We start from the raw sequence: 20,451 nt of genomic DNA on the forward strand, positions 1-20,451 counted from the left end.
AAATAGCCCTATTGGTGTATAGAGCTATTTTGGCAATTCCTGAAGCTATGAATTATGCCTGTTCCATTCAATAGGATTGTTTAAGAATCAAATCCATTTTTACTTTTGACTAGTTGAAACAAATTATCGCAAGCTTCACTAAAAGGGTAATTTGTCTCAATCCAACAGTAGTATTTATTTTTACTACCACTCTGCATGATTAGCTGCTTATAGTATTCAGATGTAAAATCAGGATTTATTTCACTCGCCTTGAGTGTCATACCCTCTTTTTTAATCACTTGTCCATCCAGATCACCGCCATAACAAATATACATTACATTTCCACTTTTCAATTATGGATTGATCTTACCACGGCCAGCCATCCACAAACCTGAAAATACAAAAAAAGCCCACAATGTGAGCTTTCTTTTTTAACTGATTATCTGAAATTAGATAACAGTAATGGTCATTGCCTGTGGTCCTTTTTTACCTTGGCCCAAAACGAATTTCACGCGTTGGCCCTCTTGTAAAACCTTGAAACCATTGCTTTGAATTTCACTAAAGTGAGCAAAAACATCTTGACCAGAATCAGCTTGGATAAAACCAAAACCTTTAGTCTCGTTAAACCACTTTACTGTTCCGTTTACTGTTTCAGACATAAAATCTAAACCTTTTAAATCTTTGTTAATTAAGAGAGTTGAAAATAAATGATTTACTTTTAACTCTATCTACTCATGTTCGAATAGATACTACAAGTGTATTTCATTATGAAGTCAAACGATACAGCTGATTTACTGCTGTATAGAAGCTCTTACCGTCCAGGTTGAATTCAACTTCCTGTCCAGACTGTAAAAGTACCTTTTTACCGACTTCAACCCATTTAAAGCCATTCAAGGTGCTTTGCTGACGTTTAACGGGAATAATCTTTACACTAATTTCGTTGCCATTACAGGCTTTGGCTAAATGCCATTCATTAATAATATTCAATTCAATATCACTCATTTCTGAGCTCAAGTGATGGTTTGGATTTACTACAATTCTAGGACTGACGAGAGGAGGAACAGCATTTATAGAATCTAATAATTGTTAGCTTTTTTAGGGTTATTTAAGCTAATTTAATTGCTGCCTATATATTTGAAACAGCAATTTAAAATATCACAGAGCGTATTAATTGGTAGCGGGAGCTGGATTTGAACCAACGACCTTTGGGTTATGAGCCCAACGAGCTACCAGACTGCTCCATCCCGCAACGGATTGAAGCTTTATACGCCCTTAAATGTGAATAAGCAAGTAAATTAAAAATAAATACTAAATTAAGTACATTTAATATCCAATTTCTTTAAATATGAGTCAAACACTATTTTAAAATCCTTTTGCAGCCCCTCTTTGGTGTAATTGCCTGGTTCAAGCTTTAGCAATGCAGGTACATAGTCTTTTTCATAGGTGCTTGGGTATTCTTCACACAACACTTCTTTCTGTTCATCCTTACTGGCATTAGGATTATCCAGTAGGTCCAGATACTCACCTATCTTTTTGTCAGCAGCTTCAAACTGCGCCGTGGCTTTAGGATCGGGTACGTGTGATTGTTTTTGGCATCCGATTGTTAGTAGAGAAAGAGTTATTAAGGCTAGAGTTTTGGTTTTCATGAATTTAATTATGCAAAATAAGTAGTTATATATGAATTGCCTATGGTACTACGAATAAGAGCAATTTATAATCGAAAAATTATAAAATTGTTAATGGATTACAATGTGACACACCCACCTAGCTTTTCTCAATTATTTACTATCGCATTAACAAAGTCCCTCAACACAGATAGTCAGCACTACTATCTTACGGAAATTGCAGAGGTTCTAGGTGATCGTAAGTTAATAGAAGTTAAAAAAGGAAAGCTACCTAAGTACAGTAAAAAAACCTATCATGTATTAACTGCTATTGATGAAATATTTAGTCAATGGATGCATTATTTAGATTTAGTCACCCATTCAAAAGGGGATTCCCGTACCGTAAATAGAGAGTGGATTAATTTTTTAATTAAAGAGGGTGTCTCTTTTAACAATATTAAAAAACTACCCAATTATAATATTTTTATCAATTTCTTTAGTTTTCACTATGCACTTAATCAATTCAGCCATGATAGAAATTCATTCAATAATGGTGAATACATTGAGTTAGAACAAGGCCTAAACAAAGCATTATATGGTGAAGTTGGGGATGCAACTTTAAATGAATATATTAATGAACTCCAAGCTAGATTTGACTTTAATCTAAACCACTATAATCGTTTTTCCTATATCCCAGAACTTGTCAAAAATAATCTATCGCCTCTAAATAAAGTGAAAGTTTCAATGGAGGTTAGAAGATTAGTTGAATTGCTTGAAGAACCAAAGACAACAATCCTTGAAGAATTGGACTATGACTTTCAACTAACTAGACAAGATGCACCTTATCATCTAAACAGCGTCAAGCTTAATAACAACCCCATCTCTGATGAACCAATCCACGTATCAGTACCTACAGTTGAGACTTTAGAAGATCGTATTTTATCGAGATTGAAATCATTAACACCAACTCAATTTGAGCATCTATCGCTTCATATTATTGCCCATATGGAAAAAGAAAAATATGATGATATAAAAGATATGATTACACACAGTGGAAAGGTCGCTGATGGCGGAATAGATGGAATTATTAAAACCAAGAATAAAAGAGGTAAAGTTAAAGAGGTTTATATACAATGTAAAAGGTATGCTAATACATCTATTAGCAGTACTGAGCTACAGAGTTTTGCTGGTGCTATGGATTCATATAATCCAATTTACGGTATATTTATTACCACATCGACATTTTCAAAACCAGCGATAGATTATATTGAAACAACAAGAACAAAAAAGATTGACTTAATAGATGGTCATGAATTAGTTGACTATATTATTGAACACAAAATAGGAATTAAAGAACTCCCCCAAACTCCTATTTATGAAATTGATGAAGATTATTTTAATAATTTTCCTAAGAAATAAAAATCTAGCCTTATAAGCTCATAAGACTAGATTTAGCTCATCATATCTTCTATTGAGTGTAGTAAAAATACGGATTTAATTGGAATTTTTACCAACAATCATTTGTTTTGCAGATTGCGTAATATTCTTCATTAATTCCTTAGCTTGATCAGAATTTTGAAAACTATCCCAATCAGCATCTTTTTTCGCTAAAATCCCTCCAAGCTCTCTAAAAAGAGGTTCACATTTCTCATTTTTTGGCACTAAGTATGAAACTGTAAACTTATAAATTTCATTTCGACTTCCGTTACTAATATATTTTAGCGAGTCTTGCTTTATTTTTTGCTGGTGAACTTTATAACTACTTAAAGCATATTCAGGTGATGTCAAGTAACCAGCATACAGCGCCATCCCCGCTCCTCCATAAATAAGAGCTTGAGATTCACGATCACTTTGCTGATTAAAAGCTGTCTTAATAAACCCAGTTGTTAATGCACTAGAAGCGCACTTTGTGTACTGGTTTGCTTTATCCTCATTTCCTGTTGTTTTTATATCTGCTGCATAAACACTATGCACCACCCCTAGACCAATAATAAAACCAACTTTCTTTAAAATTTTACTCATTACCTTACCCCTTTAAAATATAAAAAGCCCCTAGTCCACGTTTATTTAAATTCTTTTTTTAAATCAACATAAGGCTGCATATTTTCTTCACAAAAGGTATGTTTACTATAGGCATCTATTCTCTTTTTAGTATCCATTACAACGTCTTTAGCAAGTTTATCTACCGTTTTCTGAGGAATTATTTTTCGGCATTGGCCTTGATCATACATAGCCATTAAATTTGCTTTAACATTTCCCTCAAAACCACAAACATCTTCCAAGAGACCGTTAAACATACCCGCAGCTAAGGTTTGTTCACATGCTTTTACTTTCTCTTGATTTGAGGCAGCAAAAGTTGAATTTAGGGCAATACCCAAACCTAGAAATAAAATAATTTTTCTCATCTTAACCATTCCACTTAATCCCCATCCCCAATCCACCTGTTATTGCGTGAGCTAATATACGATTGCTCACATTTTGGCTAATATTACCACTACTTGAGTTCACTACATGAACTTTTTGCGGATCGGGCGATGTAAGGTACTCTTTTGCTGGCTCAATTTTAGTTTCAAGTTTTGGCGGAGTATAACTTGCTGCAATAGATTGGGATCGAGTTGCCATTGGTGTCACGGCGGGTATAGAGCTCAAAGTTGAAGTTTGCTGCTTAACTTTTTGCATTATAGTTTCAGCATCTTTAGCTATAGGTGATTTAGTATTACTTAGGGTTTGGCTACTTTGTGTGGCTGGCTGGATATTAGGTTTTGTTTTAGCAGAATCAAGTGCCGTACCAACTCGATTAACAGATTGTGGTGACGCTTTATTTATTCCGTCCTGATGACTCGTTTTCCCTGTATTTGGGTTTGCTACAGATGACCAAACACTTGATATATCAGAAATAGCTCGATTTTTATTATCACTTTTCCCCTCTACATAATTCTTTGCAGATTGTGGTAATAAATGCATGAACATTTTATCTTGTAATTCGGGAGTAAATTTTTCTTTACCTGTAAGCCCCATATCTTTCTTAACATTCTTCAAAGTTGAAGCAATAATCTGATATTTACCAGCAGCATTAATTCTATTTGAATCGCCAAATGGCTTTTCATTCGCCTTTAGAATTTCATCTATGGACATATTTGTTAGCTGAGGAATATCTTTAGACTGGAAATCCCCTTTAACACGCTTATTTGGATTTCCACCAGTATTAACTGAAGTATATGTACCCTCACCTTTAGCAATGGCATCTGCCAATGGTTGGTATTTTCCTAACTTTCCAGAATTAGCAGCATCCCCAAACTGAGCAACTTTTTTCTCACCGCTAACCGTATCATTCCAAGCCTGAGAGATTGTATCGCCAACTGTCTTGGCTGCACCTTTCCCCCAGTCAACAAACGTCTTGGTACCTTTTACCGCAGCGCCAGCAGGGGTTAAATTAAATGCATTTGATACCAGGTCAATAAACCCATCCCAGCCTTTTTTTATTACTGATGGAATATCTGCATTAATAAGCGAATCGGTCCATTCTTTGACATACGGCGCAACAACACCGCCAAGCTTGTCACCAATCCAAGAACCTATAGCAGCACCAGCCAACGTACCTACAGGACCTAATAAGCTACCAACGGCACCACCTAGCACCCCACCAGCAAGCGAACCAACCGTACCGCCTTTTTCTTTTGTTGACTGACTCCCCCAATCCGAAAAAGACATAGCAGTGAGCAAAGCACCAATAACAGGCAAACCTTTACCAAACTTTAAAATCTTGCCTAGGCCTTTGGCACCTTTGCCCAATAGCCCGCCAAGCAATCCACCAAGTAGACCACCACCCGCACCGATCAGCTTACCAATACCGCCTAATAACCCGCCTTTAGATTGCAGATTGTCAGCGATACGCTGGAGCAGCTTTACTTGCTTTCTATTGTGGTCGGCTTGCTCTTTTGGCAATGGTTCATTGCGCTTACGGTTTTTCATTAATCCTGTAAGTGGACGGAGCATAAACCCAGCAGCACGCTTTACTGGAGACAGTACCGTAGCAACTTCATTAATTGCATCAACTGTTGGATCAACACCTTGCGGAGTGCCTGTAATAGTTCCCTTAATCGCCGTGCCAATCGTTTGAGCGATTTTACCCAGTGTCGATTTAGATTCACTCTCCCCACCAATAAAACGCCCTCTTGAATCACGTTCGCGCTGTACTGGAATCGGATCAATTTGTTCAGCAGATACACCTGGTTTAGGTCCTGATTGCCCCACGGCGCGTGTGGTCTCTGTCTGTTGATTTACAGCAGTTGAATTGTCTCTACTTGGCTCATTCCCCCTATTGGAAAATTCACGTAGTACACTCTCAGGCGAATCCAACTCAACGGCATGACGTTGTAATAGATTTTGTGAACGGTTCCTTTTTAATTCAGGGATGGATTCCTCAATTAAATCCTCAATGGACTGTGCAACCTTATCTAATGCTAATGCTGCCTGCACCATAGGATTCGCCGTCTCTCTGATAAGATCGGTAAAATCAACTGGTTTAATTTGTGCATCAATTAAGGCCTGCTCTAATGCACTCAGCTTAGGCTTTGGCGCTGAATATTTTGATAGTAATGATTGTTCCAGGTTCTTCTGAAAACCCAGCAAAATGTCTCGGATTTCTTCTGTTGTTTTATCAATCTTTGATATGTCACGGCCTGTTTGCTTCAGACCGATAATAAAGCCCAATTCGTCATATTGGAGAATTGTCTTTTCTTTTTCATCATCATTAAACATAAAAATCACCCTATTTTTACATACAGTGATTGTGGACTACTGAAATTAACCAAATTAAAGAAGTTCCAAAATTATCATCAAATTACATATAGTATTTTTTCTGCACTTTATTTTTCTGCTGATATAGATGTTCAAAACTGGTTGTTATATTCTTTGGCTAAAAATTAGCTAGGAATTACAATGCTGACAGTAACTCTGACACCACTATCGTTAGGTGCAAAAATTTCAGGTACCGAAGATGATCTAATGGAGTTATATGAGGCTATTAGTGACATCCTCCCAGAAGATGAGGAATGGGACGATGTACTGTTTACTCTAGGCTTAAATTACGATTTAAGAAAGGCATGGAGTGGCGAAAGAAAAGTTGAAACAATCAACATGCCAATTGTTGAAAATAGCACAGTACATTTACCACAAAAAATATATTCAGTTGATGTATTGCTTCCCATACTAATTTGTCAGATTCACATCCTTTTCAGCTATGTTGAACACTTTTACTTAAAGTACGAAAAATCCTTAAGATTGATTGAGCATCTGAATCAAGAACTTATTTATAAAATTGAAGAAAAATCTTTGGATGCTGCCTTGTTCTATGTAAATTGGTCAGAAAATAATGTCCCTTTTAGTCGGAACTATAATTTTTCCCATATTGATCTAATCACCAGCGAATATATAAAACTAAGTGGTGATAGGATTCACCAACTTATAGATGTCATAAAAGACTTAACGGAAAATAGTGAATCATACTGTGCCACGGCGACACTTATAGATAAAGCCGTTTTAAAACTGAATTGCCTACCCTCTAATGTTATTTTTGATGAACCCTTAGAAACTTATGAACAATTGGATAAAGGGCAATATCTATGGTAATGAGGGCAAACTATTTGCCCTTTTCTTCATGTAAATCACATAACAAACCTTGGCTTTTTACCCATTCCTCAACTGAGACATGAAGCCCACCTGTTATGACTTTTTTGCAGCGTTTACCTTTGACTGTTGTCGCACAGCATTGGACAGACATATCTTGATCTAGCCAGGTAACATATTCAGATTTTGATACCCCATAACATTTTGCCAAAACAGAATATTTATCTGCCAGATATTCCAGTACATGATCCTTTTTTAATAAGACTTGCTGATAACCCAATGGCACTGGCACAGTAATAATAAAACTTATTCCTTTTTCATCCAGCTTATTTAAAAACTGTTCTTCATTCATTTATTAATATCTCCCATAGCACAATTCAATCCAAATGCATCCCTTAAACTCTCAACTTTCCACTTGGGCCAACGCTTTACCTGATCCTCACATTTCTCTAAATATTCAAGCAATGGTCTCGGTTTAGTTTGCTTGATAGAAAAATTGCTTTGGCTATCTTCTACAGGATTATTTAAGACATTACATACACTTATTACTTGACCGTTGTTTGATATAAGCCGATGCCCCACTATCACTTCCCCAAGAGTGGCAAGGCGATAGTTTATACCGTACTGGCTTACCACCTCCCCAGATGCAGAGTCTTTAATGAGATATTTAACCCGATCAAGGTATTCATCAACCTCAATGCCCACAACCTCATCAACCAGGTTGAATTCATTCCCGAATAAACCTAAATAGAGGACCTTATCACCGACTTTATACTCATGCATGGTCCACCTCAGATTCTTCATTTTGCACTTCGAATAATGGCTTGAGTTCAGGAATTCGATATTCGAAAATGCTGGATGACCAGTATTCCCAATGATGATCCCAAACAAACCACAAATTAACTTCTTTTGAATAAAAGTGATAACCCACGATCCACTGATTTTGATAATAGTGCGTTGCCCCTTTAGGGGCATTATTCTGAATCACGGCGAGGGTACATTGACCTGATTTCATTGTTCGCATTCCCCATTGTCCCAGTCATCACCTATCAAAGCTTCAATAATGTCGTTTCTGCTTACTTTTTCTTGGCAACCGAACAAGCTCATTACAATGTTAATTCGTTCCTGTAATTCCTCAGTCTTTGCACACTGCTTTAAATAGAGTTCATCAAGTGATTTTATCTCCTCGTTTAAAAACTGTACCAGGTATAGTTCTTGACCATTTCGGTAAGTATGAGCAATGTAATTTTCATCAAGGTACTTATTTTTACGTTTGCAGAATGCTACGAATTTTTTCTCATTCATTTTCACATTCCTCTACATAGCAATTCTTTTTAGTGCATTTCATTGTTTTTACCCTCTTTACTCTTAAGCGCATCATTAATGCGCCCAAGTGCAGCAACCACCGTGCTGGTACTGACATCAGCAAAACCTTTTTCACATGGAATGTTTATGCAGTTAAGGCCCTCTTTTAATGCTCTATCAGCTTTTTCTTTTGCTATAGCCAATCCTCCACAGCTATTGATAAGTCCAAAATCTTTTGTCGCTGTAAACAACTCATTCCAGGTGAACCCGTCAGAAGTTTTATTCCACATCCCATTTACAATACCGAATCTATCTTCATCACCAACACCAAGCTCGGTTAATCTAATAAGAAGTCTATGTGCTTCATTTAGGTCATAGTGCAGGTGGATCAACATATATGGATTCATAAAACTGTTTCCTTTTTAATATTTAAATTTTCAATCACACCACCCAAAGCATTTTTTAGATCATGAGTAGACTTATAGGCCTGTAGACTGTTTACTTCCTGTTCAAGATCAAAATTTCTTTGTTTCAACTTTGAAAATTCACGTTGCATATAAAGAATTTGTTCTGGGTCTCTTAATCGGGCCAATGCCAAAGCCAGTAAATTAAATTCGTTTTCAACATTACGGTTATGGAAAGCGAATTCACTAAAACTGATTTCTAACTTTCCGCCGTGCCGATACTTACCGCTATAGCCACACTCTTTAGGTACTGCCATTGCGCCTTTAATGTATTTGCAGCGCTTACCTGGTGATACATAGATAAGCCCCCAGCGTTCAGGCAATTCATCAGGCTTAATCAGATCAGTAGGGCAAATGAAATAACGCCATTTACCAATACCTCTCTCTGGAGAAATACGATGTGGTTTCTTTCGGTCAGCCAGAAAGTCAGCACGGCTTGTTTTAGCTTCAAGTAGAATTGTGCCCACGTCATATCCATTACCGTGGCGAATGCCGAACACATCTGGATTCTCTCCATAGCATGACGGTTCAACAATAGAGAAATGACAACCATGTCCGTTTGCAGACTCAGGCTTTCGTAGAAGCGCTGCGCCAATCTCACATAATTCGCGGTGTGTTAAAGTATTTTGAATCATGCTTCCACCTGTTGTTCGTCATCTTGTTCAGGATCACCCGCTTCTATTAATGCAAGTTTGCGGGCAAAGGCTGCTTTCTTATCAGTTGCCATTTTCTCTTTGGCAATTCGCATACGTTCTTCAGCATCAGATATAGTTGCAGACCGTTTTGCCTGAACCTCAGACTGGTCTTTTAATTCCTCTAACTCAAAGCCCCAGAACAAGGCCTCTGACTTAGCGATATTGGATAAAGTGATACTTTGCTTAATATTCAGGTCTACAATCTGACTGATCAAACCCATCTTGAATTTCAGACCATTTACAATTTTTTGGGATTCCGCATTGTCCTCGTCCAAATTGTTTATATCGAGCTGTAAGACTTCATCTCTGATATGAATCACACTGGTAATTGTGTCACCCGCCAACTGACCCAAATCGGCTAATCTGCGGCGGTTCAATTGCATAATTTTGGCAGACGTAAGTCGATTCAAATCCGCCGTGGTAAAACCTTTATCCGACTTCGATTTTTGACCCCAAAAATCAGCAATATTTGACGGCTTTTTGACATTATTTTGACTATCATTTTCTCCTTTACTATCAGCAGATTGTGTGTTTTCTTGACTGGTCTTTTTGCTAGTCAATTTTTTAATTTCATTATTGAGTTCACGGGCAGTCTTTTTGACTAGGTTTTTAGTACACTTTTTCCATTTTTCAGTGATTGCTTTTCTGCGTACCACTGACGGAGATGGCATATCACAGCCCATCTCCCCAGCTACCTGATCAACCAGTTTTTGCCAGGTGATCTTTGGGGATGACTCATAAACCTCTTTGAGACGATCCCAGATTTCCTGTGAATATGATTGCACTGCCATATTTAACCGCCCAGTACATCACCAGTGAAAAAATCAAATTGCGCTTCTTCTTTCTCCTCTGTCATTAATGATGTTTGAGTGAACCTTGTCTTACGCTGGCTCTTTAAGTCTTGAAGTATTTTTTCTTGAATTTCATCCTCATCACGATCAGTTATATCTTCCAGCCCTTTTGCCAAGTTCGTGAATTGAACCGCACGGTTCTTTTCACATTCCTGAACTGTTTTGATCAGTTCAATCATTTCAGGCTGTAGCTTTTCCTGTTGCTCCCGATCAAGCGTAATAAATTTTTTAGCCAAGGCTTTTGCTTGCTCAAGCAACTGAATCTGCAATGCTGGTGGAAATGAAGCGATATGACGTGCACATAACAAAGATATTTGTGACGTTACTGCATTTAAATTCTCTGCAAGCAAGTCACCGATACCATTGAACAGTAAGCCTGCAACCGATTCTGTTTCATTAAGCTCTGGATTGATTGTAAAACCCAGCACCCAGTCCACTGAAACACGGTACATACTGCACATCACTTGAAGTAATTCCGCATCAGGCAATGTTTTACCGTGCTCCATTTCACTGATACGGTTCTTTTGCTCCACACCAAACAATTCAAGGGCCACTTCATGCTGTAATAAACCACGGCGTTCTCTTGCCATTGCGAGCTTACGTCCGATCAGGACGCGCTTTTCTAAATCTGTTCTTTTAGCCATTTTATGCAACTCTCCCAGCAAGCCAGTCGATGTCTACTTTTTTATCAAGCCAGTTTGTTTCACTGATAAATACACATGAAAGCCATACACACCCATTTTCAGCAGGTTCAGCAAATTCGATTTTTTCTTTTACAAAGATGTTGTCATCCTTATAAAGCAGCTCTGAACCCTTTAATGAATCGATCAAAAGTTTTGGATAGTTATCAATGTCAAAGCGTGGATAGGTGCTGGCACTGTAACTACGAACTTTTCGTGGTGGCTGAACAATCAACCGAATTTCGCAATGCTTTGATAAAGCTTTCCACTCCATAGCCTTGAAAATTGGCGCATAGATTTCAAATACACGACGTTTGAATTTTTTTGCACTCAATGACAGACTATTACGTTGTTTCCCTGTTTCTTCATCAATGGTGGCACGCCAAATATCATTGGCACTGATGCCATAAGGTAGTTTGACGGCAATAAAACCATCACCAGTTATTACCAACCCACCTGTACTTCCCTGGTGCAATTGGTCTCCATTCACTTCCTGAGTAGTTACAGAGCACGGCAAAATTACTTTTTTATCAAGGGCACGGCGAACACGGCTCTGACGATTGCTTTTACTTTCAGCAAATGGATTCATTGAAAAGAAATCAACTTTGCCCTTAGACCATTTTTCCCAGCTTTTTCTGTTATTGCCCATTGTCGCCACCTCGTGTCTGAGTTGACGATGCGGCATGTGCCAAGGCTAAACCTTGTAAAGTCCAGTTTGCCTGTTTGGATTTATCCAGTTCTTTCCATACCTCGAATGCCAGTGCAACGGCTAAGATTTTGTAACCGTCAATGTCATCATAGATAAGGACATCAGGACCATACTGATATACAAGTATAGAAAATAGCGCTTGACCCTTTAACCAACTTTCGAATGCAATCCGCATTTGCTTCATGTGATCATATTGAATTGGCTGGACATGAGCTTCAGGACACATAAATGGGGTGCCTTGTTCCAATCGTCCGTAGACATATCCATCCTCATGGCGGTCTACAGTTCCAATACCTTTTATGTGTTTGCCTGAAAACTCAGTTCTTGAATCACTGATGAAGTCAACATTGACTCTTGAATCTTGTAAACAGTGCTGTGATTCTGTGTTGTTTTGCTCATATGCTTGAGCGTGTGCTTGATTCATGCTGTACCACCAATATGTTTTTTAACAGTTGTGGGAACGTTCACACCATCACGCGCACATGCATCTAAATACTCATCAGGCTGATCAAATGGGTCAGGCCAAGGCTCTTTAACATCATCTTGTTCAACCTTTTTAGATTCCAGCTTTTGGGGCTGGGAAACCTTGCGATTATTGATATTTAGCGTTTTCATCAGTGCGTTGAGATGCTTCTGAGCTTCATCATTAGACACAGCAACATGCTCTTTTTTTGTCTGTTCCAATTGTTTTGGCGGCTGGTACATTTGCTGCACCCGACCAAAGTATTGGGCTTTTGCAACCATTGCGACATACGTGGTTAGGAATTGGGCACGGGCTTCTTTTACAAGGTCCTCAGCCATTAGATACATCACTTCATCCAATGCATATTTTGTCAATTCAGTAATGGGTGTGTTCTTATCTTTGGTGAATTTACAGGCACGGGACCATGCTTCATCGGCTGACATCCAAGACTGACCAATACACCATTCCCGAAATTCTGAAAATGACGGCATGAATCTACTACCAGATGTTTTTAACCGCGCAATAGCTTTATCAAACTGATCTTTGCTAACTCCAATCAAGGCGTTTAATGCGATTTTCTCGACCTCCTCCATTGGTATGGCTGCTGGTCCAGTCAAAGGAAAATTTTTATTGAACTGAACCGCATGAAGTACACGTAAATCTAAAATTAATTGCTGTATATCTTTAACCGTTACGTTGTTATGCATGACCGTACTCCTCAACCACCATCGGCTTTTTTACTGGAGTGACATCCCGTATAGAACTTTCGTTTGCTTCCTCAGCAATACGCTCAAAATAACTTTTTTGTGGTTGGGCTGAACCTGCGGGCTGTTTCGATTGGTGTTCAAGCACCTGCTGTTTTTCACGGCGGTTGATCACGTCCTGCAAATTGTTTTGAATCCACGAAAGCCACTTCACAAACCAGATTGACGGCGTATTTTTCCCATTTTTCGCTGCAAAGTGATCACAGTAACCCTGCATCAAGGCTTGGAAATCAACAGACAAAACATCTGGATAGCGTTGAAATGCAAGATCAACAAAATCGCTCTGGAATTGTGAATACTGGTTCACGAATTCAAGAAGTGAATATTTCCTGTGATCCTGAACGTGATACGTTGCAAATTGGATTGGAGGTAATTCAGTTTTTTCTTCGTGCGCGTTATTACCACTACCATCTATAATCTGGTTATCGGTTATAGGTTTAGGGTTATCGGTTATAGGTTTATGGTTGCCTTTTTCTTCGGTTTCATCTGGAAACCCATCATTATCCGAATCAGAACCATCATGGTTTTCTAAGCCGTTGTTTTTATTAGGTCTACCACCTAATTTTCCATTTTCACGATTAGTACTACTTTTGTCTTTGTATTTGGTGATTTCTTTTTCACAGCGAGAATTTTTTAGAAAATTATTTTCTTCATAAAAAAAATCTTTAAAAATTGTCTCAACCGCTTTTACCTGGACTTTGCCCTTTGCACGTAACAAACGGCACACTTCACCAATATCGTTTGGAAACGGCTTTTCATTTAAGTAGTACCAATCAATTGCACGACGATAAAAACATTCTTCAATTGGTGACAAATGAGATGTATCACGCATGAAATCGCCGATATGATGGATATATTTATGCATTAGATCACCTCACTAAATAAGTCTTGTTGGCTAGGTAACTTCCTTTCCAATCTTTCGTTTTGTAATGGTTTATATTGAGGGTTTAGTTCACAACCAAGATACTTGCGACCATGTTTAATTGATGCCTCACCTGTAGTTCCACTCCCCATAAATGGGTCAAGCACCACGTCACCAACTCGAGATCCTGAAAGGATGCATGGTTCTATTAAATCCACAGGATATGTTGCGAAATGAGCGCCTTTATATGGCTTAGATGAGACCGTCCAAACACTTCGTCTATTCCTTTTGGTTCCCTCCCATGGAATAGAACCGCAAACATTACTACCTGTTCCCTGCGGACAGCCCCTTTCTATTCCACTTTTGCGCGCCTTATTGCCACTGCGCCCCACAACGGCTTTCATTGGACCATTAGTTTTGCCAATAGCCCTGTCACTACCTTTTTGTGAATCAATATTTTGAGCCAACCGTTTAATTGAACTTTCTGCCAAAGGTTCCTGAATGGCTTCATAATCAAAATAATATTTACGTGATTTACTGAATAAGAAAATGTACTCATGAGCCTTTGTGCATCTATCCCTAATACTTTCAGGCATAGGATTCGGTTTGTGCCAGATAATATCCTGACGCAAATACCAACCATCAGCCTGTAGAGCAAATGCTACCCGCCAAGGAATACCAATTAAGTCTTTAGGCTTGAGGTTCAATTGCTTGGTATTAGGTTTAGGTAAAATCTGCCCTTTACATTTGGGTTGTTTAGGATCATCTGTACCAGTTGCATATTGCCCCCGCCCTGAACCTGCATAGGAATCCCCTAGATTTAACCAAAGTGTCCCATCATCCTTAAGTAAATCCCTTACCAAGCGAAAAACATCAACCATATTTTCAATATACTCAGAAACTGTATTTTCCAAGCCAAGCTGACCATCTACCCCGTAATCACGCAAACCGAAATAAGGCGGTGAAGTTACGCACATCTGTACTTTTACCCCCTCATCTTTCATCTGTTGCATTATTTGACGGCAATCACCAAAAAAGATTTTATTAATGTGATTCATAAAGCCACCACACTGTCAAAGAAACCTGGTTGTAAACTTTCTTCATGGATTTTTTTGGCGATATAAAGACATCGAGCCGTGGCAAGGTTGTAATATTTAAATTCACGCTCAATGCCAATGAATCGGAATTTCTCAAGTAATGCAGCTTTACCAGTGCTTCCGCTTCCCATAAAAGGGTCAAGAACCACGCCACCTTTCGGCGTGATTAATCGGCATAAATAGCGCATTAATTGAGTTGGTTTGACCGTTGGGTGAGGATTGCCATTGCGTTCGGACCAATCAGCTTTTTCACAGTCCCTCATTGTTGAATTAGCTTTAAGCAAAGGCTTTTCATTTGAATCAAGCCCCTCGTTACGATCCTTTCTATTGGCTTTGGCACAATAGAAAAACCGTGCTGCCGAACCAGTGTCACCGTATGAAATCATTTCCGTGCCTGATGGACGGCTTTCCGCACCATACGCAGCGCTGGTATTCCCACGCTTATCTTTGCCTGATGCCTTTATGATGTTGTTGCTACCGCTGGTTGTGATAGGAAATATGGCAAGCACTTCCTCACTGCCATCATGGATAAGATTGGCAGGGAATCTGCCATCGACAGCAGGTTTGTCTATTGGCACTCGGCATTCATCAATGTTGATTGCACCAGTGCCAAAGGATTTAACATTTTCAGCCACAGTACCGTTAAATGGTTTCCGAGCAAACGTGATAGGTTCAAGGGCTGGCTTTAGTGCTGTGCCCCATCCTTTCCATTCACCTTTCAAATTATGAGATTTAGGAAAACCAGAACCATAAAGCCATGCAATCATGTCCCGAATTTCAAAGCCTGCATCTTCAATATTGCAAGCCATCCTATGCTGTGTACGGGTACCAGCAAAAGAAAGTAAATGTCCACCTGGTTTGAGAACACGCAAGCACTCACGCCAGATTTCAACACTCGGAACATCGTAATCCCACTTTTGCCCCATAAATTTAAGACCGTATGGTGGGTCTGTAACGATGCTATCAATAGAATTGTCTTGTAAGCCTTTCAAGACATCCAAGCAATCACCATGGAATAATTCAAAAGGCTGATTCATTCTGGACAGCCTCCATCATTTATAAATGGATTGTTCACACGAGCAATTGCAGCCATAGGTTCAGGTGACACACTATTACCTACCATATGGACCTGTTCAGTTTTGGTCAGTGCCTTTCCGTCATGACCATGCTCAATAATGTAAGAACCTGGGAAACCTTGTGCCTTGAATAATTCAGTAGGCTTGAGCATTCTTATGCAAATATCAACGATGACCCAAGGTTCACCCTTAATCCAAACCGTAACCAGTGCCAGCCTGTCTTTTGTCGTGATCGTATCTAAAGGATTGGTAATATCTCGCGCATCACCATTTCCGTAATAGTTGATTAAGAAAGTGGCGACACGTAAAGCACCATTTAGATTTGCTTGGCTTAAAGTTGCAGTGATTAATTGCTGTTGACTGCCTGTATTTGTAATAGTTGATACAGGTTCATCAAGGCTTCGACCATCTGTTTTATTAAAACCGCCATTGGCCTGCATCATGTATGCAGTAACAAGTCTGCGACTGCCTGATGTAGTGATGGTGCCTAATGGTTCAAGAATGTTGTCACAACCATCGCTCCAGCGTGGCTTATCTGGTGTGCCCTCCCCATGACCCGCATGGATCAGAATGGGAGCCACCAAACCATGATGCCCACCCTTTACTTGTGCGCAAATTGTGGATAGAGGCTGCTCAATAGACCAATTTCGTTGCTGGGAAGCATTAGCAAACTCAGTTAAAAATGGTGCAATGATTGGATCAACCTGTTTATCTGGCCCATTACAAGTTTTTAATGACCCCTGATTTAAACTCCCTGCTGAATTAACAAAAAATGGGCTTAGGTTATCAATGACAAACTTCTTTAATCCGCGAGCAATTCTTTTCAAAGTTGCATTTGCATACTTCTTATCAAAGATAGATTTCCCAAGATCAGAGAAGTCAATACATTCAGCCGCTGAACGCCATTTCTTTTGACCCAGTACAGGATTTTTAAAATGTGTAGGTTTAGGCCATACGATAGGTTTTCCATCACAACGAGCAATCATAAATAATCGTTCGCGTGTTGTTGGAGCACCAAAATCAGCCGCAACCAATTTTTTCCACTCGACCACATAACCTAAACACTCAAGATGACGAACAAATTGTCTCCACGTTCTGCCGATTCGTTTTGGATCAGGCACTAAAAATTGGTTGTGACGTGGCACATATTCACCAGGTTCGGCAACTCGATAAACCATTTTTCCGTTCACTTCAATTTTTTCTAAAGTGATTACGCGACCTGTAGCTTTGTCACGTTTTGCAATCAATGGCCCCCAATTCAGCATTTGCTTAACGTTTTCCATGCTGATAACGTCTGGTTTAACTTTCCCAGCAAATTTGGGAATAACCCAAGCTAAATCCCGAATCTCTTTTTTCCGTGGCTGTCCACCTGCGGCTTGTGAATGATGGGTACAGTCAGGGCTTGCATGAAACCACCCAACTGGGTAACCATCACAAATTGCAACTGGATCAACAACAAACACGTCTTGAACGTAATGTTTTGCTTGCGGATGGTTAGCCTCATGCATTGAAAGTGCTTTAGGGTTATGGTTTACCGCTGCATATACAGAAATATTTAAACCAAGCTCAAGGCCAGTACTTGCACCACCACCACCTGCAAAGAAATCTACAATAATTTTTTTAGCGAAATTTAATTCAAATTGGGTTTTAAATGTCTTTGAATAATCAACAAAACTGCTCATATCAACTCCCCATTTAAATTGAGGATAGTTAATGTTCCAAAATGAACAGCACCTGTATCGATGTAATAACAATTGTCGCGTTTACTGGGCTTTTGAATCAATGTATGGCCCATGATCACTGCATCAACACCTGTGACATGAGTGTATTGTTTGTTGTCAAAATCAAGACGTTCACGACCCCACATTGCCAATTCAGATGGATCTCGAAAGGTGGTTGGATTTTCATTAAATGATTGTTTAAACTCTTCCCAGTTGTTCTGCTCAATATGCCCATGAACAAAGCCAAACTTTTTGCCCTTATGACTTACTTCTAAAACAACAGGAAGCTCAGCAAATACTTTTGCAATGTTGTACATTGCCTGCCCATCTAATTGATAAAACCACTCTCCACCATTGACCACATGGCAGCGCTTATAAGATTCATTGTGCAGACCACCAATGCATAAATCTTCGTGATTACCACGAACTGACGTAAACCATGGCTTACCAAGAAGCTCAACACACTGGATGTTTTGTGTTCCACGATCCACCAAGTCACCAACCGCAACTAATAGGTCATTATCAAAATCAAAGCCAATTTCATTAAGTCGAGTCATGAGCAAGTTGTAACAGCCGTGAATATCTCCAACTGTGTAAAGATTGCCTTTGATTTCCTTATCCCAAATTTTTACTAAAGTCATACTGCACCGCCTTGAACCACTTTGAATTCAACTACCCACACCCAAGGGTTTTTATTCCACTCGTTTTGTCCGTAGATTTGTTCCCATGTGATACGAAAGTTTGTCTTTGCGCCAATGGCATAACCCATTTGAATTGCAGATGGGTGTGTTGAATAATCAAAACCCTCCGCTTTGGCATCCTCAGTAGTAATGTCTTGAACTCGCTCAACACGAATGTTTGTGATTTCAAGTAAAATACGAGAAGCCCAGCGTGGCATGTGAATTGATGGTTTCCACTTTTCCCCATCTCCACAATCATGAGATGCTTTATATAAAGGTGTACCATGTCGAGGACAGCCACATGGAAAATCAGCATGTGGACATTCATCTGAATCATATAGACGAAATGTTTCCCGAACCCAAAGCCGATCACCGATCTGACCATATGGGCACCAGTTATCAACTCTATATTGTAGATTTGGCTCACTTAGTGTGACATTGGGTCTGTTTCCGCACTCGAATTCTGCCTGATCAATAATCAGTTCATTTTTTACCACACGACGAGTCTGAGTTTTTTGTCCAGATAAAATTGCCTGAACCATTGCTGTGTTGAATAAAATCGGACGCTCAATCATGACTGCACCTCATTTAATTTCTTAAATTCGGCAATGACATCTTTCAGCATTCCTAATAAATATGTGTAATCTGAATTAGGTTTACTTGGTGGGGAATCCCACCACCAATCCTCACCTAGAATTTTATTTAAGACTTCCAAGGTGACTTTAGACAGCAAATCATAAAGATGCCCAGCATCACTAAAATTCAAATCACTGATAATCTGATAAGCATCTCGTAGTGCTTTTTTGCTGACCTCTCCACTCTGTCGTGCTTCTTTTAATTGGCTTAATCGACAACGCCCCACCCATTCAAAAAATTCTTCACCACTCTGGGCAGGGCTGGTCTCTGAAATTTTCGGAAAAAGCTTACGAAACAAATAATATTCATCACACTGAGCAATAAACTCTTTAAACGTACCTTGGCCTACATGACTGAAAAAAGCACTACCAGCAAAAAAATCAAGAACTATAGTAATTCGACCACCACCAGGGCTATATGTCGAATTCGGATCAACATAAATGAGTGCAAAATGTTCTTGATATGGTCCAATTTTTGTTAAGACAATTTTTTCAAGAACTGGGCTTTTTTCTTTAGGCAAACGCTTATTGGCAACCAATTCATTTGAGGTTGCCACACGCTCTATTTCTGATTCCCTATGTGCGCTTTCAGATAATCGTTTTAAATTCAGCAGGCGATATTTAAATGTTTTTCCAGCAATATTAAAAACCTTAACAACTTGAAAAATCTGGTTTGACTGTTTTTTAAAGACATAATCATTTACTTGATATTTCTGAACTTGACTCATGCTACACCATCCTGAATCACTACAAATTTGATTACCCACATAAATGGATTTGGCTTGTTTGTGGGAGTTGGATATTTGGGAACGACACTTATTTCCTGTATTTCAAGAAATAAGCGTGCGGCTTTGCGTGGCATTTTTGGTGCTGCTTTCCACTTAATCGGGCGACCTTGCCCGTTGCAGTCAAAGAATTTAACTTCGTTTGGATTGTCTGCCTTATATGCATATTGCTCATGCGGCGTACCACCAACATTCCTGATTTTTGTGCCAAATGCTTCACGGACAAACAGACGATCACCTACCTGACCATATGGACAGAGCACCGTTCTAACGTGCTGGGTATCAGGTTCATCACATGGAATTTCTTCCATAGCAATTGCAGGACCGCCCCAGCCAATAATTTCACCACCGCTTTTAGGCTTAACCTTTCTTCGAATCTGGAGGTTCTCACCACTTTGGATCACCTGTACTTCTTTAGGGGTTAAATCAATAGGACGTAAGCTCATGCAGCAC

The 20,451-nt window shown here is 39.2% G+C and carries 28 protein-coding genes and 1 tRNA gene; 2 read left to right on the top strand and 27 right to left on the bottom strand.

Annotated elements, in window-relative coordinates; genetic code table 11:
• Window positions 1-80: 80 nt before the first annotated feature.
• From N5J47_RS00115 to N5J47_RS00135, 5 genes are all read right to left on the bottom strand, one after another.
• A complete protein-coding gene (locus N5J47_RS00115) occupies window positions 81-314 on the bottom strand; it encodes a hypothetical protein (RefSeq protein ID WP_279960975.1) in 234 nt (77 codons plus the stop codon).
• A 114-nt stretch (window positions 315-428) separates the two neighbouring features.
• Window positions 429-638 carry a cold-shock protein gene (locus tag N5J47_RS00120; protein ID WP_279679816.1) on the bottom strand — a complete coding sequence of 70 codons (210 nt, stop codon included), beginning with the start codon at window positions 636-638 and terminating at the stop codon, window positions 429-431.
• Between the two features lie 106 nt (window positions 639-744).
• Window positions 745-981, bottom strand: a complete 237-nt coding sequence (locus tag N5J47_RS00125; protein WP_279960974.1) for a transposase — start codon at window positions 979-981, stop codon at window positions 745-747.
• Window positions 982-1,151: 170 nt separating this feature from the next.
• Window positions 1,152-1,228: transfer RNA gene (locus N5J47_RS00130), tRNA-Met, on the bottom strand.
• A 64-nt stretch (window positions 1,229-1,292) separates the two neighbouring features.
• On the bottom strand, window positions 1,293-1,625 hold the full coding sequence (locus N5J47_RS00135; RefSeq protein WP_279960973.1) for a hypothetical protein: 333 nt from the start codon (window positions 1,623-1,625) through the stop codon (window positions 1,293-1,295).
• 105 nt (window positions 1,626-1,730) lie between these two features.
• On the opposite strand from N5J47_RS00135, the gene N5J47_RS00140 reads away from it, so the two are divergent.
• Window positions 1,731-3,002: a restriction endonuclease gene (locus N5J47_RS00140; RefSeq protein ID WP_279960971.1), complete on the top strand. Its 1,272-nt coding sequence runs from the start codon at window positions 1,731-1,733 to the stop codon at window positions 3,000-3,002.
• Between the two features lie 75 nt (window positions 3,003-3,077).
• Here the strand turns inward: N5J47_RS00140 and N5J47_RS00145 are convergent, their stop codons facing one another.
• From N5J47_RS00145 to N5J47_RS00155, 3 genes are read right to left on the bottom strand one after another with little or no spacing between them, the layout of a single operon-like run.
• Window positions 3,078-3,605 carry a hypothetical protein gene (locus N5J47_RS00145; RefSeq protein ID WP_279960970.1) on the bottom strand — a complete coding sequence of 176 codons (528 nt, stop codon included), beginning with the start codon at window positions 3,603-3,605 and terminating at the stop codon, window positions 3,078-3,080.
• Window positions 3,606-3,646: 41 nt separating this feature from the next.
• Window positions 3,647-3,988: a hypothetical protein gene (locus N5J47_RS00150; RefSeq protein ID WP_279960969.1), complete on the bottom strand. Its 342-nt coding sequence runs from the start codon at window positions 3,986-3,988 to the stop codon at window positions 3,647-3,649.
• Between the two features lies 1 nt (window position 3,989).
• Complete coding sequence (locus N5J47_RS00155) at window positions 3,990-6,344, bottom strand: hypothetical protein (protein WP_279960968.1); 2,355 nt, start codon at window positions 6,342-6,344, stop codon at window positions 3,990-3,992.
• A gap of 180 nt (window positions 6,345-6,524) precedes the next feature.
• Here N5J47_RS00155 and N5J47_RS00160 point away from each other — a divergent pair, with 180 nt between their 5' ends.
• The gene (locus N5J47_RS00160; protein WP_279960967.1) at window positions 6,525-7,214 is read left to right on the top strand and encodes a hypothetical protein; all 690 of its coding nucleotides are present in this window, start codon (window positions 6,525-6,527) and stop codon (window positions 7,212-7,214) included.
• A gap of 10 nt (window positions 7,215-7,224) precedes the next feature.
• Here the strand turns inward: N5J47_RS00160 and N5J47_RS00165 are convergent, their stop codons facing one another.
• The 19 genes from N5J47_RS00165 to N5J47_RS00255 are packed head-to-tail and all read right to left on the bottom strand — an operon-like array spanning window position 7,225 to window position 20,444.
• Window positions 7,225-7,563: a hypothetical protein gene (locus N5J47_RS00165; protein ID WP_279960966.1), complete on the bottom strand. Its 339-nt coding sequence runs from the start codon at window positions 7,561-7,563 to the stop codon at window positions 7,225-7,227.
• The gene (locus N5J47_RS00170; RefSeq protein WP_279960965.1) at window positions 7,560-7,994 is read right to left on the bottom strand and encodes a hypothetical protein; all 435 of its coding nucleotides are present in this window, start codon (window positions 7,992-7,994) and stop codon (window positions 7,560-7,562) included. Before N5J47_RS00170 ends, N5J47_RS00165 begins: the two co-directional genes overlap by 4 nt.
• Window positions 7,987-8,226: a hypothetical protein gene (locus tag N5J47_RS00175; protein WP_279960964.1), complete on the bottom strand. Its 240-nt coding sequence runs from the start codon at window positions 8,224-8,226 to the stop codon at window positions 7,987-7,989. The genes N5J47_RS00170 and N5J47_RS00175 overlap by 8 nt, the downstream gene beginning before the upstream one ends.
• Complete coding sequence (locus tag N5J47_RS00180) at window positions 8,223-8,516, bottom strand: hypothetical protein (protein WP_279960963.1); 294 nt, start codon at window positions 8,514-8,516, stop codon at window positions 8,223-8,225. The genes N5J47_RS00175 and N5J47_RS00180 overlap by 4 nt, the downstream gene beginning before the upstream one ends.
• Window positions 8,517-8,545: 29 nt before the next feature.
• Window positions 8,546-8,923, bottom strand: a complete 378-nt coding sequence (locus tag N5J47_RS00185; protein ID WP_279960962.1) for a hypothetical protein — start codon at window positions 8,921-8,923, stop codon at window positions 8,546-8,548.
• On the bottom strand, window positions 8,920-9,615 hold the full coding sequence (locus tag N5J47_RS00190) for an adenylosuccinate synthase (RefSeq protein WP_279960960.1): 696 nt from the start codon (window positions 9,613-9,615) through the stop codon (window positions 8,920-8,922). The genes N5J47_RS00185 and N5J47_RS00190 overlap by 4 nt, the downstream gene beginning before the upstream one ends.
• Window positions 9,612-10,466 (bottom strand): hypothetical protein, encoded by an 855-nt coding sequence (locus tag N5J47_RS00195; protein ID WP_279960958.1) that lies wholly within the window; start codon window positions 10,464-10,466, stop codon window positions 9,612-9,614. Before N5J47_RS00195 ends, N5J47_RS00190 begins: the two co-directional genes overlap by 4 nt.
• Before the next feature lie 2 nt (window positions 10,467-10,468).
• Complete coding sequence (locus tag N5J47_RS00200) at window positions 10,469-11,170, bottom strand: helix-turn-helix transcriptional regulator (protein ID WP_279960956.1); 702 nt, start codon at window positions 11,168-11,170, stop codon at window positions 10,469-10,471.
• A gap of 1 nt (window position 11,171) precedes the next feature.
• On the bottom strand, window positions 11,172-11,855 hold the full coding sequence (locus tag N5J47_RS00205) for a RusA family crossover junction endodeoxyribonuclease (RefSeq protein WP_279960955.1): 684 nt from the start codon (window positions 11,853-11,855) through the stop codon (window positions 11,172-11,174).
• Window positions 11,845-12,339 carry a hypothetical protein gene (locus N5J47_RS00210; protein WP_279960954.1) on the bottom strand — a complete coding sequence of 165 codons (495 nt, stop codon included), beginning with the start codon at window positions 12,337-12,339 and terminating at the stop codon, window positions 11,845-11,847. The genes N5J47_RS00205 and N5J47_RS00210 overlap by 11 nt, the downstream gene beginning before the upstream one ends.
• Complete coding sequence (locus tag N5J47_RS00215; protein WP_279960953.1) at window positions 12,336-13,085, bottom strand: hypothetical protein; 750 nt, start codon at window positions 13,083-13,085, stop codon at window positions 12,336-12,338. Before N5J47_RS00215 ends, N5J47_RS00210 begins: the two co-directional genes overlap by 4 nt.
• A complete protein-coding gene (locus N5J47_RS00220; protein ID WP_279960952.1) occupies window positions 13,078-14,007 on the bottom strand; it encodes a YdaU family protein in 930 nt (309 codons plus the stop codon). The genes N5J47_RS00215 and N5J47_RS00220 overlap by 8 nt, the downstream gene beginning before the upstream one ends.
• Window positions 14,007-15,053 (bottom strand): site-specific DNA-methyltransferase, encoded by a 1,047-nt coding sequence (locus N5J47_RS00225; protein ID WP_347815015.1) that lies wholly within the window; start codon window positions 15,051-15,053, stop codon window positions 14,007-14,009. Before N5J47_RS00225 ends, N5J47_RS00220 begins: the two co-directional genes overlap by 1 nt.
• A 5-nt stretch (window positions 15,054-15,058) precedes the next feature.
• On the bottom strand, window positions 15,059-16,138 hold the full coding sequence (locus tag N5J47_RS00230) for a site-specific DNA-methyltransferase (protein WP_279960950.1): 1,080 nt from the start codon (window positions 16,136-16,138) through the stop codon (window positions 15,059-15,061).
• Window positions 16,135-17,859 carry a DNA cytosine methyltransferase gene (locus tag N5J47_RS00235; RefSeq protein ID WP_279960949.1) on the bottom strand — a complete coding sequence of 575 codons (1,725 nt, stop codon included), beginning with the start codon at window positions 17,857-17,859 and terminating at the stop codon, window positions 16,135-16,137. The genes N5J47_RS00230 and N5J47_RS00235 overlap by 4 nt, the downstream gene beginning before the upstream one ends.
• Entirely contained in the window at window positions 17,856-18,539 is a 684-nt protein-coding gene (locus N5J47_RS00240; protein ID WP_279960948.1) for a metallophosphoesterase, read from the bottom strand. The genes N5J47_RS00235 and N5J47_RS00240 overlap by 4 nt, the downstream gene beginning before the upstream one ends.
• Window positions 18,536-19,153, bottom strand: a complete 618-nt coding sequence (locus N5J47_RS00245) for a hypothetical protein (RefSeq protein WP_279960947.1) — start codon at window positions 19,151-19,153, stop codon at window positions 18,536-18,538. The genes N5J47_RS00240 and N5J47_RS00245 overlap by 4 nt, the downstream gene beginning before the upstream one ends.
• The gene (locus N5J47_RS00250) at window positions 19,150-19,941 is read right to left on the bottom strand and encodes a hypothetical protein (RefSeq protein ID WP_279960946.1); all 792 of its coding nucleotides are present in this window, start codon (window positions 19,939-19,941) and stop codon (window positions 19,150-19,152) included. Before N5J47_RS00250 ends, N5J47_RS00245 begins: the two co-directional genes overlap by 4 nt.
• Window positions 19,938-20,444: a hypothetical protein gene (locus tag N5J47_RS00255; RefSeq protein WP_279960945.1), complete on the bottom strand. Its 507-nt coding sequence runs from the start codon at window positions 20,442-20,444 to the stop codon at window positions 19,938-19,940. The genes N5J47_RS00250 and N5J47_RS00255 overlap by 4 nt, the downstream gene beginning before the upstream one ends.
• Between the last annotated feature and the right edge of the window lie 7 nt (window positions 20,445-20,451).

Origin of the sequence: Acinetobacter sp. GD03645, from assembly GCF_029845285.1 — a bacterium.
GTDB classification, from domain to species: Bacteria; Pseudomonadota; Gammaproteobacteria; order Pseudomonadales; family Moraxellaceae; genus Acinetobacter; species Acinetobacter corruptisaponis.

Excerpts from the sequence above, each read along its gene's own strand:
- N5J47_RS00240 (WP_279960948.1), bottom strand. The coding sequence starts at position 18,539 with ATGACTTTAGTAAAAATTTGGGATAAGGAAATCAAAGGCAATCTTTAC.
- N5J47_RS00190 (WP_279960960.1), bottom strand. The coding sequence starts at position 9,615 with ATGATTCAAAATACTTTAACACACCGCGAATTATGTGAGATTGGCGCA.
- N5J47_RS00175 (WP_279960964.1), bottom strand. The coding sequence starts at position 8,226 with ATGAAATCAGGTCAATGTACCCTCGCCGTGATTCAGAATAATGCCCCT.
- N5J47_RS00165 (WP_279960966.1), bottom strand. The coding sequence starts at position 7,563 with ATGAATGAAGAACAGTTTTTAAATAAGCTGGATGAAAAAGGAATAAGT.
- N5J47_RS00160 (WP_279960967.1), top strand. The coding sequence starts at position 6,525 with ATGCTGACAGTAACTCTGACACCACTATCGTTAGGTGCAAAAATTTCA.
- N5J47_RS00255 (WP_279960945.1), bottom strand. The coding sequence starts at position 20,444 with ATGAGCTTACGTCCTATTGATTTAACCCCTAAAGAAGTACAGGTGATC.
- N5J47_RS00210 (WP_279960954.1), bottom strand. The coding sequence starts at position 12,339 with ATGAATCAAGCACACGCTCAAGCATATGAGCAAAACAACACAGAATCA.
- N5J47_RS00235 (WP_279960949.1), bottom strand. The coding sequence starts at position 17,859 with ATGAGCAGTTTTGTTGATTATTCAAAGACATTTAAAACCCAATTTGAA.
- N5J47_RS00125 (WP_279960974.1), bottom strand. The coding sequence starts at position 981 with ATGAGTGATATTGAATTGAATATTATTAATGAATGGCATTTAGCCAAA.
- N5J47_RS00215 (WP_279960953.1), bottom strand. The coding sequence starts at position 13,085 with ATGCATAACAACGTAACGGTTAAAGATATACAGCAATTAATTTTAGAT.
- N5J47_RS00115 (WP_279960975.1), bottom strand. The coding sequence starts at position 314 with ATGTATATTTGTTATGGCGGTGATCTGGATGGACAAGTGATTAAAAAA.
- N5J47_RS00155 (WP_279960968.1), bottom strand. The coding sequence starts at position 6,344 with ATGTTTAATGATGATGAAAAAGAAAAGACAATTCTCCAATATGACGAA.
- N5J47_RS00250 (WP_279960946.1), bottom strand. The coding sequence starts at position 19,941 with ATGAGTCAAGTTCAGAAATATCAAGTAAATGATTATGTCTTTAAAAAA.
- N5J47_RS00205 (WP_279960955.1), bottom strand. The coding sequence starts at position 11,855 with ATGGGCAATAACAGAAAAAGCTGGGAAAAATGGTCTAAGGGCAAAGTT.
- N5J47_RS00120 (WP_279679816.1), bottom strand. The coding sequence starts at position 638 with ATGTCTGAAACAGTAAACGGAACAGTAAAGTGGTTTAACGAGACTAAA.
- N5J47_RS00195 (WP_279960958.1), bottom strand. The coding sequence starts at position 10,466 with ATGGCAGTGCAATCATATTCACAGGAAATCTGGGATCGTCTCAAAGAG.
- N5J47_RS00220 (WP_279960952.1), bottom strand. The coding sequence starts at position 14,007 with ATGCATAAATATATCCATCATATCGGCGATTTCATGCGTGATACATCT.
- N5J47_RS00185 (WP_279960962.1), bottom strand. The coding sequence starts at position 8,923 with ATGAATCCATATATGTTGATCCACCTGCACTATGACCTAAATGAAGCA.
- N5J47_RS00170 (WP_279960965.1), bottom strand. The coding sequence starts at position 7,994 with ATGCATGAGTATAAAGTCGGTGATAAGGTCCTCTATTTAGGTTTATTC.
- N5J47_RS00200 (WP_279960956.1), bottom strand. The coding sequence starts at position 11,170 with ATGGCTAAAAGAACAGATTTAGAAAAGCGCGTCCTGATCGGACGTAAG.
- N5J47_RS00135 (WP_279960973.1), bottom strand. The coding sequence starts at position 1,625 with ATGAAAACCAAAACTCTAGCCTTAATAACTCTTTCTCTACTAACAATC.
- N5J47_RS00150 (WP_279960969.1), bottom strand. The coding sequence starts at position 3,988 with ATGAGAAAAATTATTTTATTTCTAGGTTTGGGTATTGCCCTAAATTCA.
- N5J47_RS00245 (WP_279960947.1), bottom strand. The coding sequence starts at position 19,153 with ATGATTGAGCGTCCGATTTTATTCAACACAGCAATGGTTCAGGCAATT.
- N5J47_RS00180 (WP_279960963.1), bottom strand. The coding sequence starts at position 8,516 with ATGAATGAGAAAAAATTCGTAGCATTCTGCAAACGTAAAAATAAGTAC.
- N5J47_RS00230 (WP_279960950.1), bottom strand. The coding sequence starts at position 16,138 with ATGAATCAGCCTTTTGAATTATTCCATGGTGATTGCTTGGATGTCTTG.
- N5J47_RS00145 (WP_279960970.1), bottom strand. The coding sequence starts at position 3,605 with ATGAGTAAAATTTTAAAGAAAGTTGGTTTTATTATTGGTCTAGGGGTG.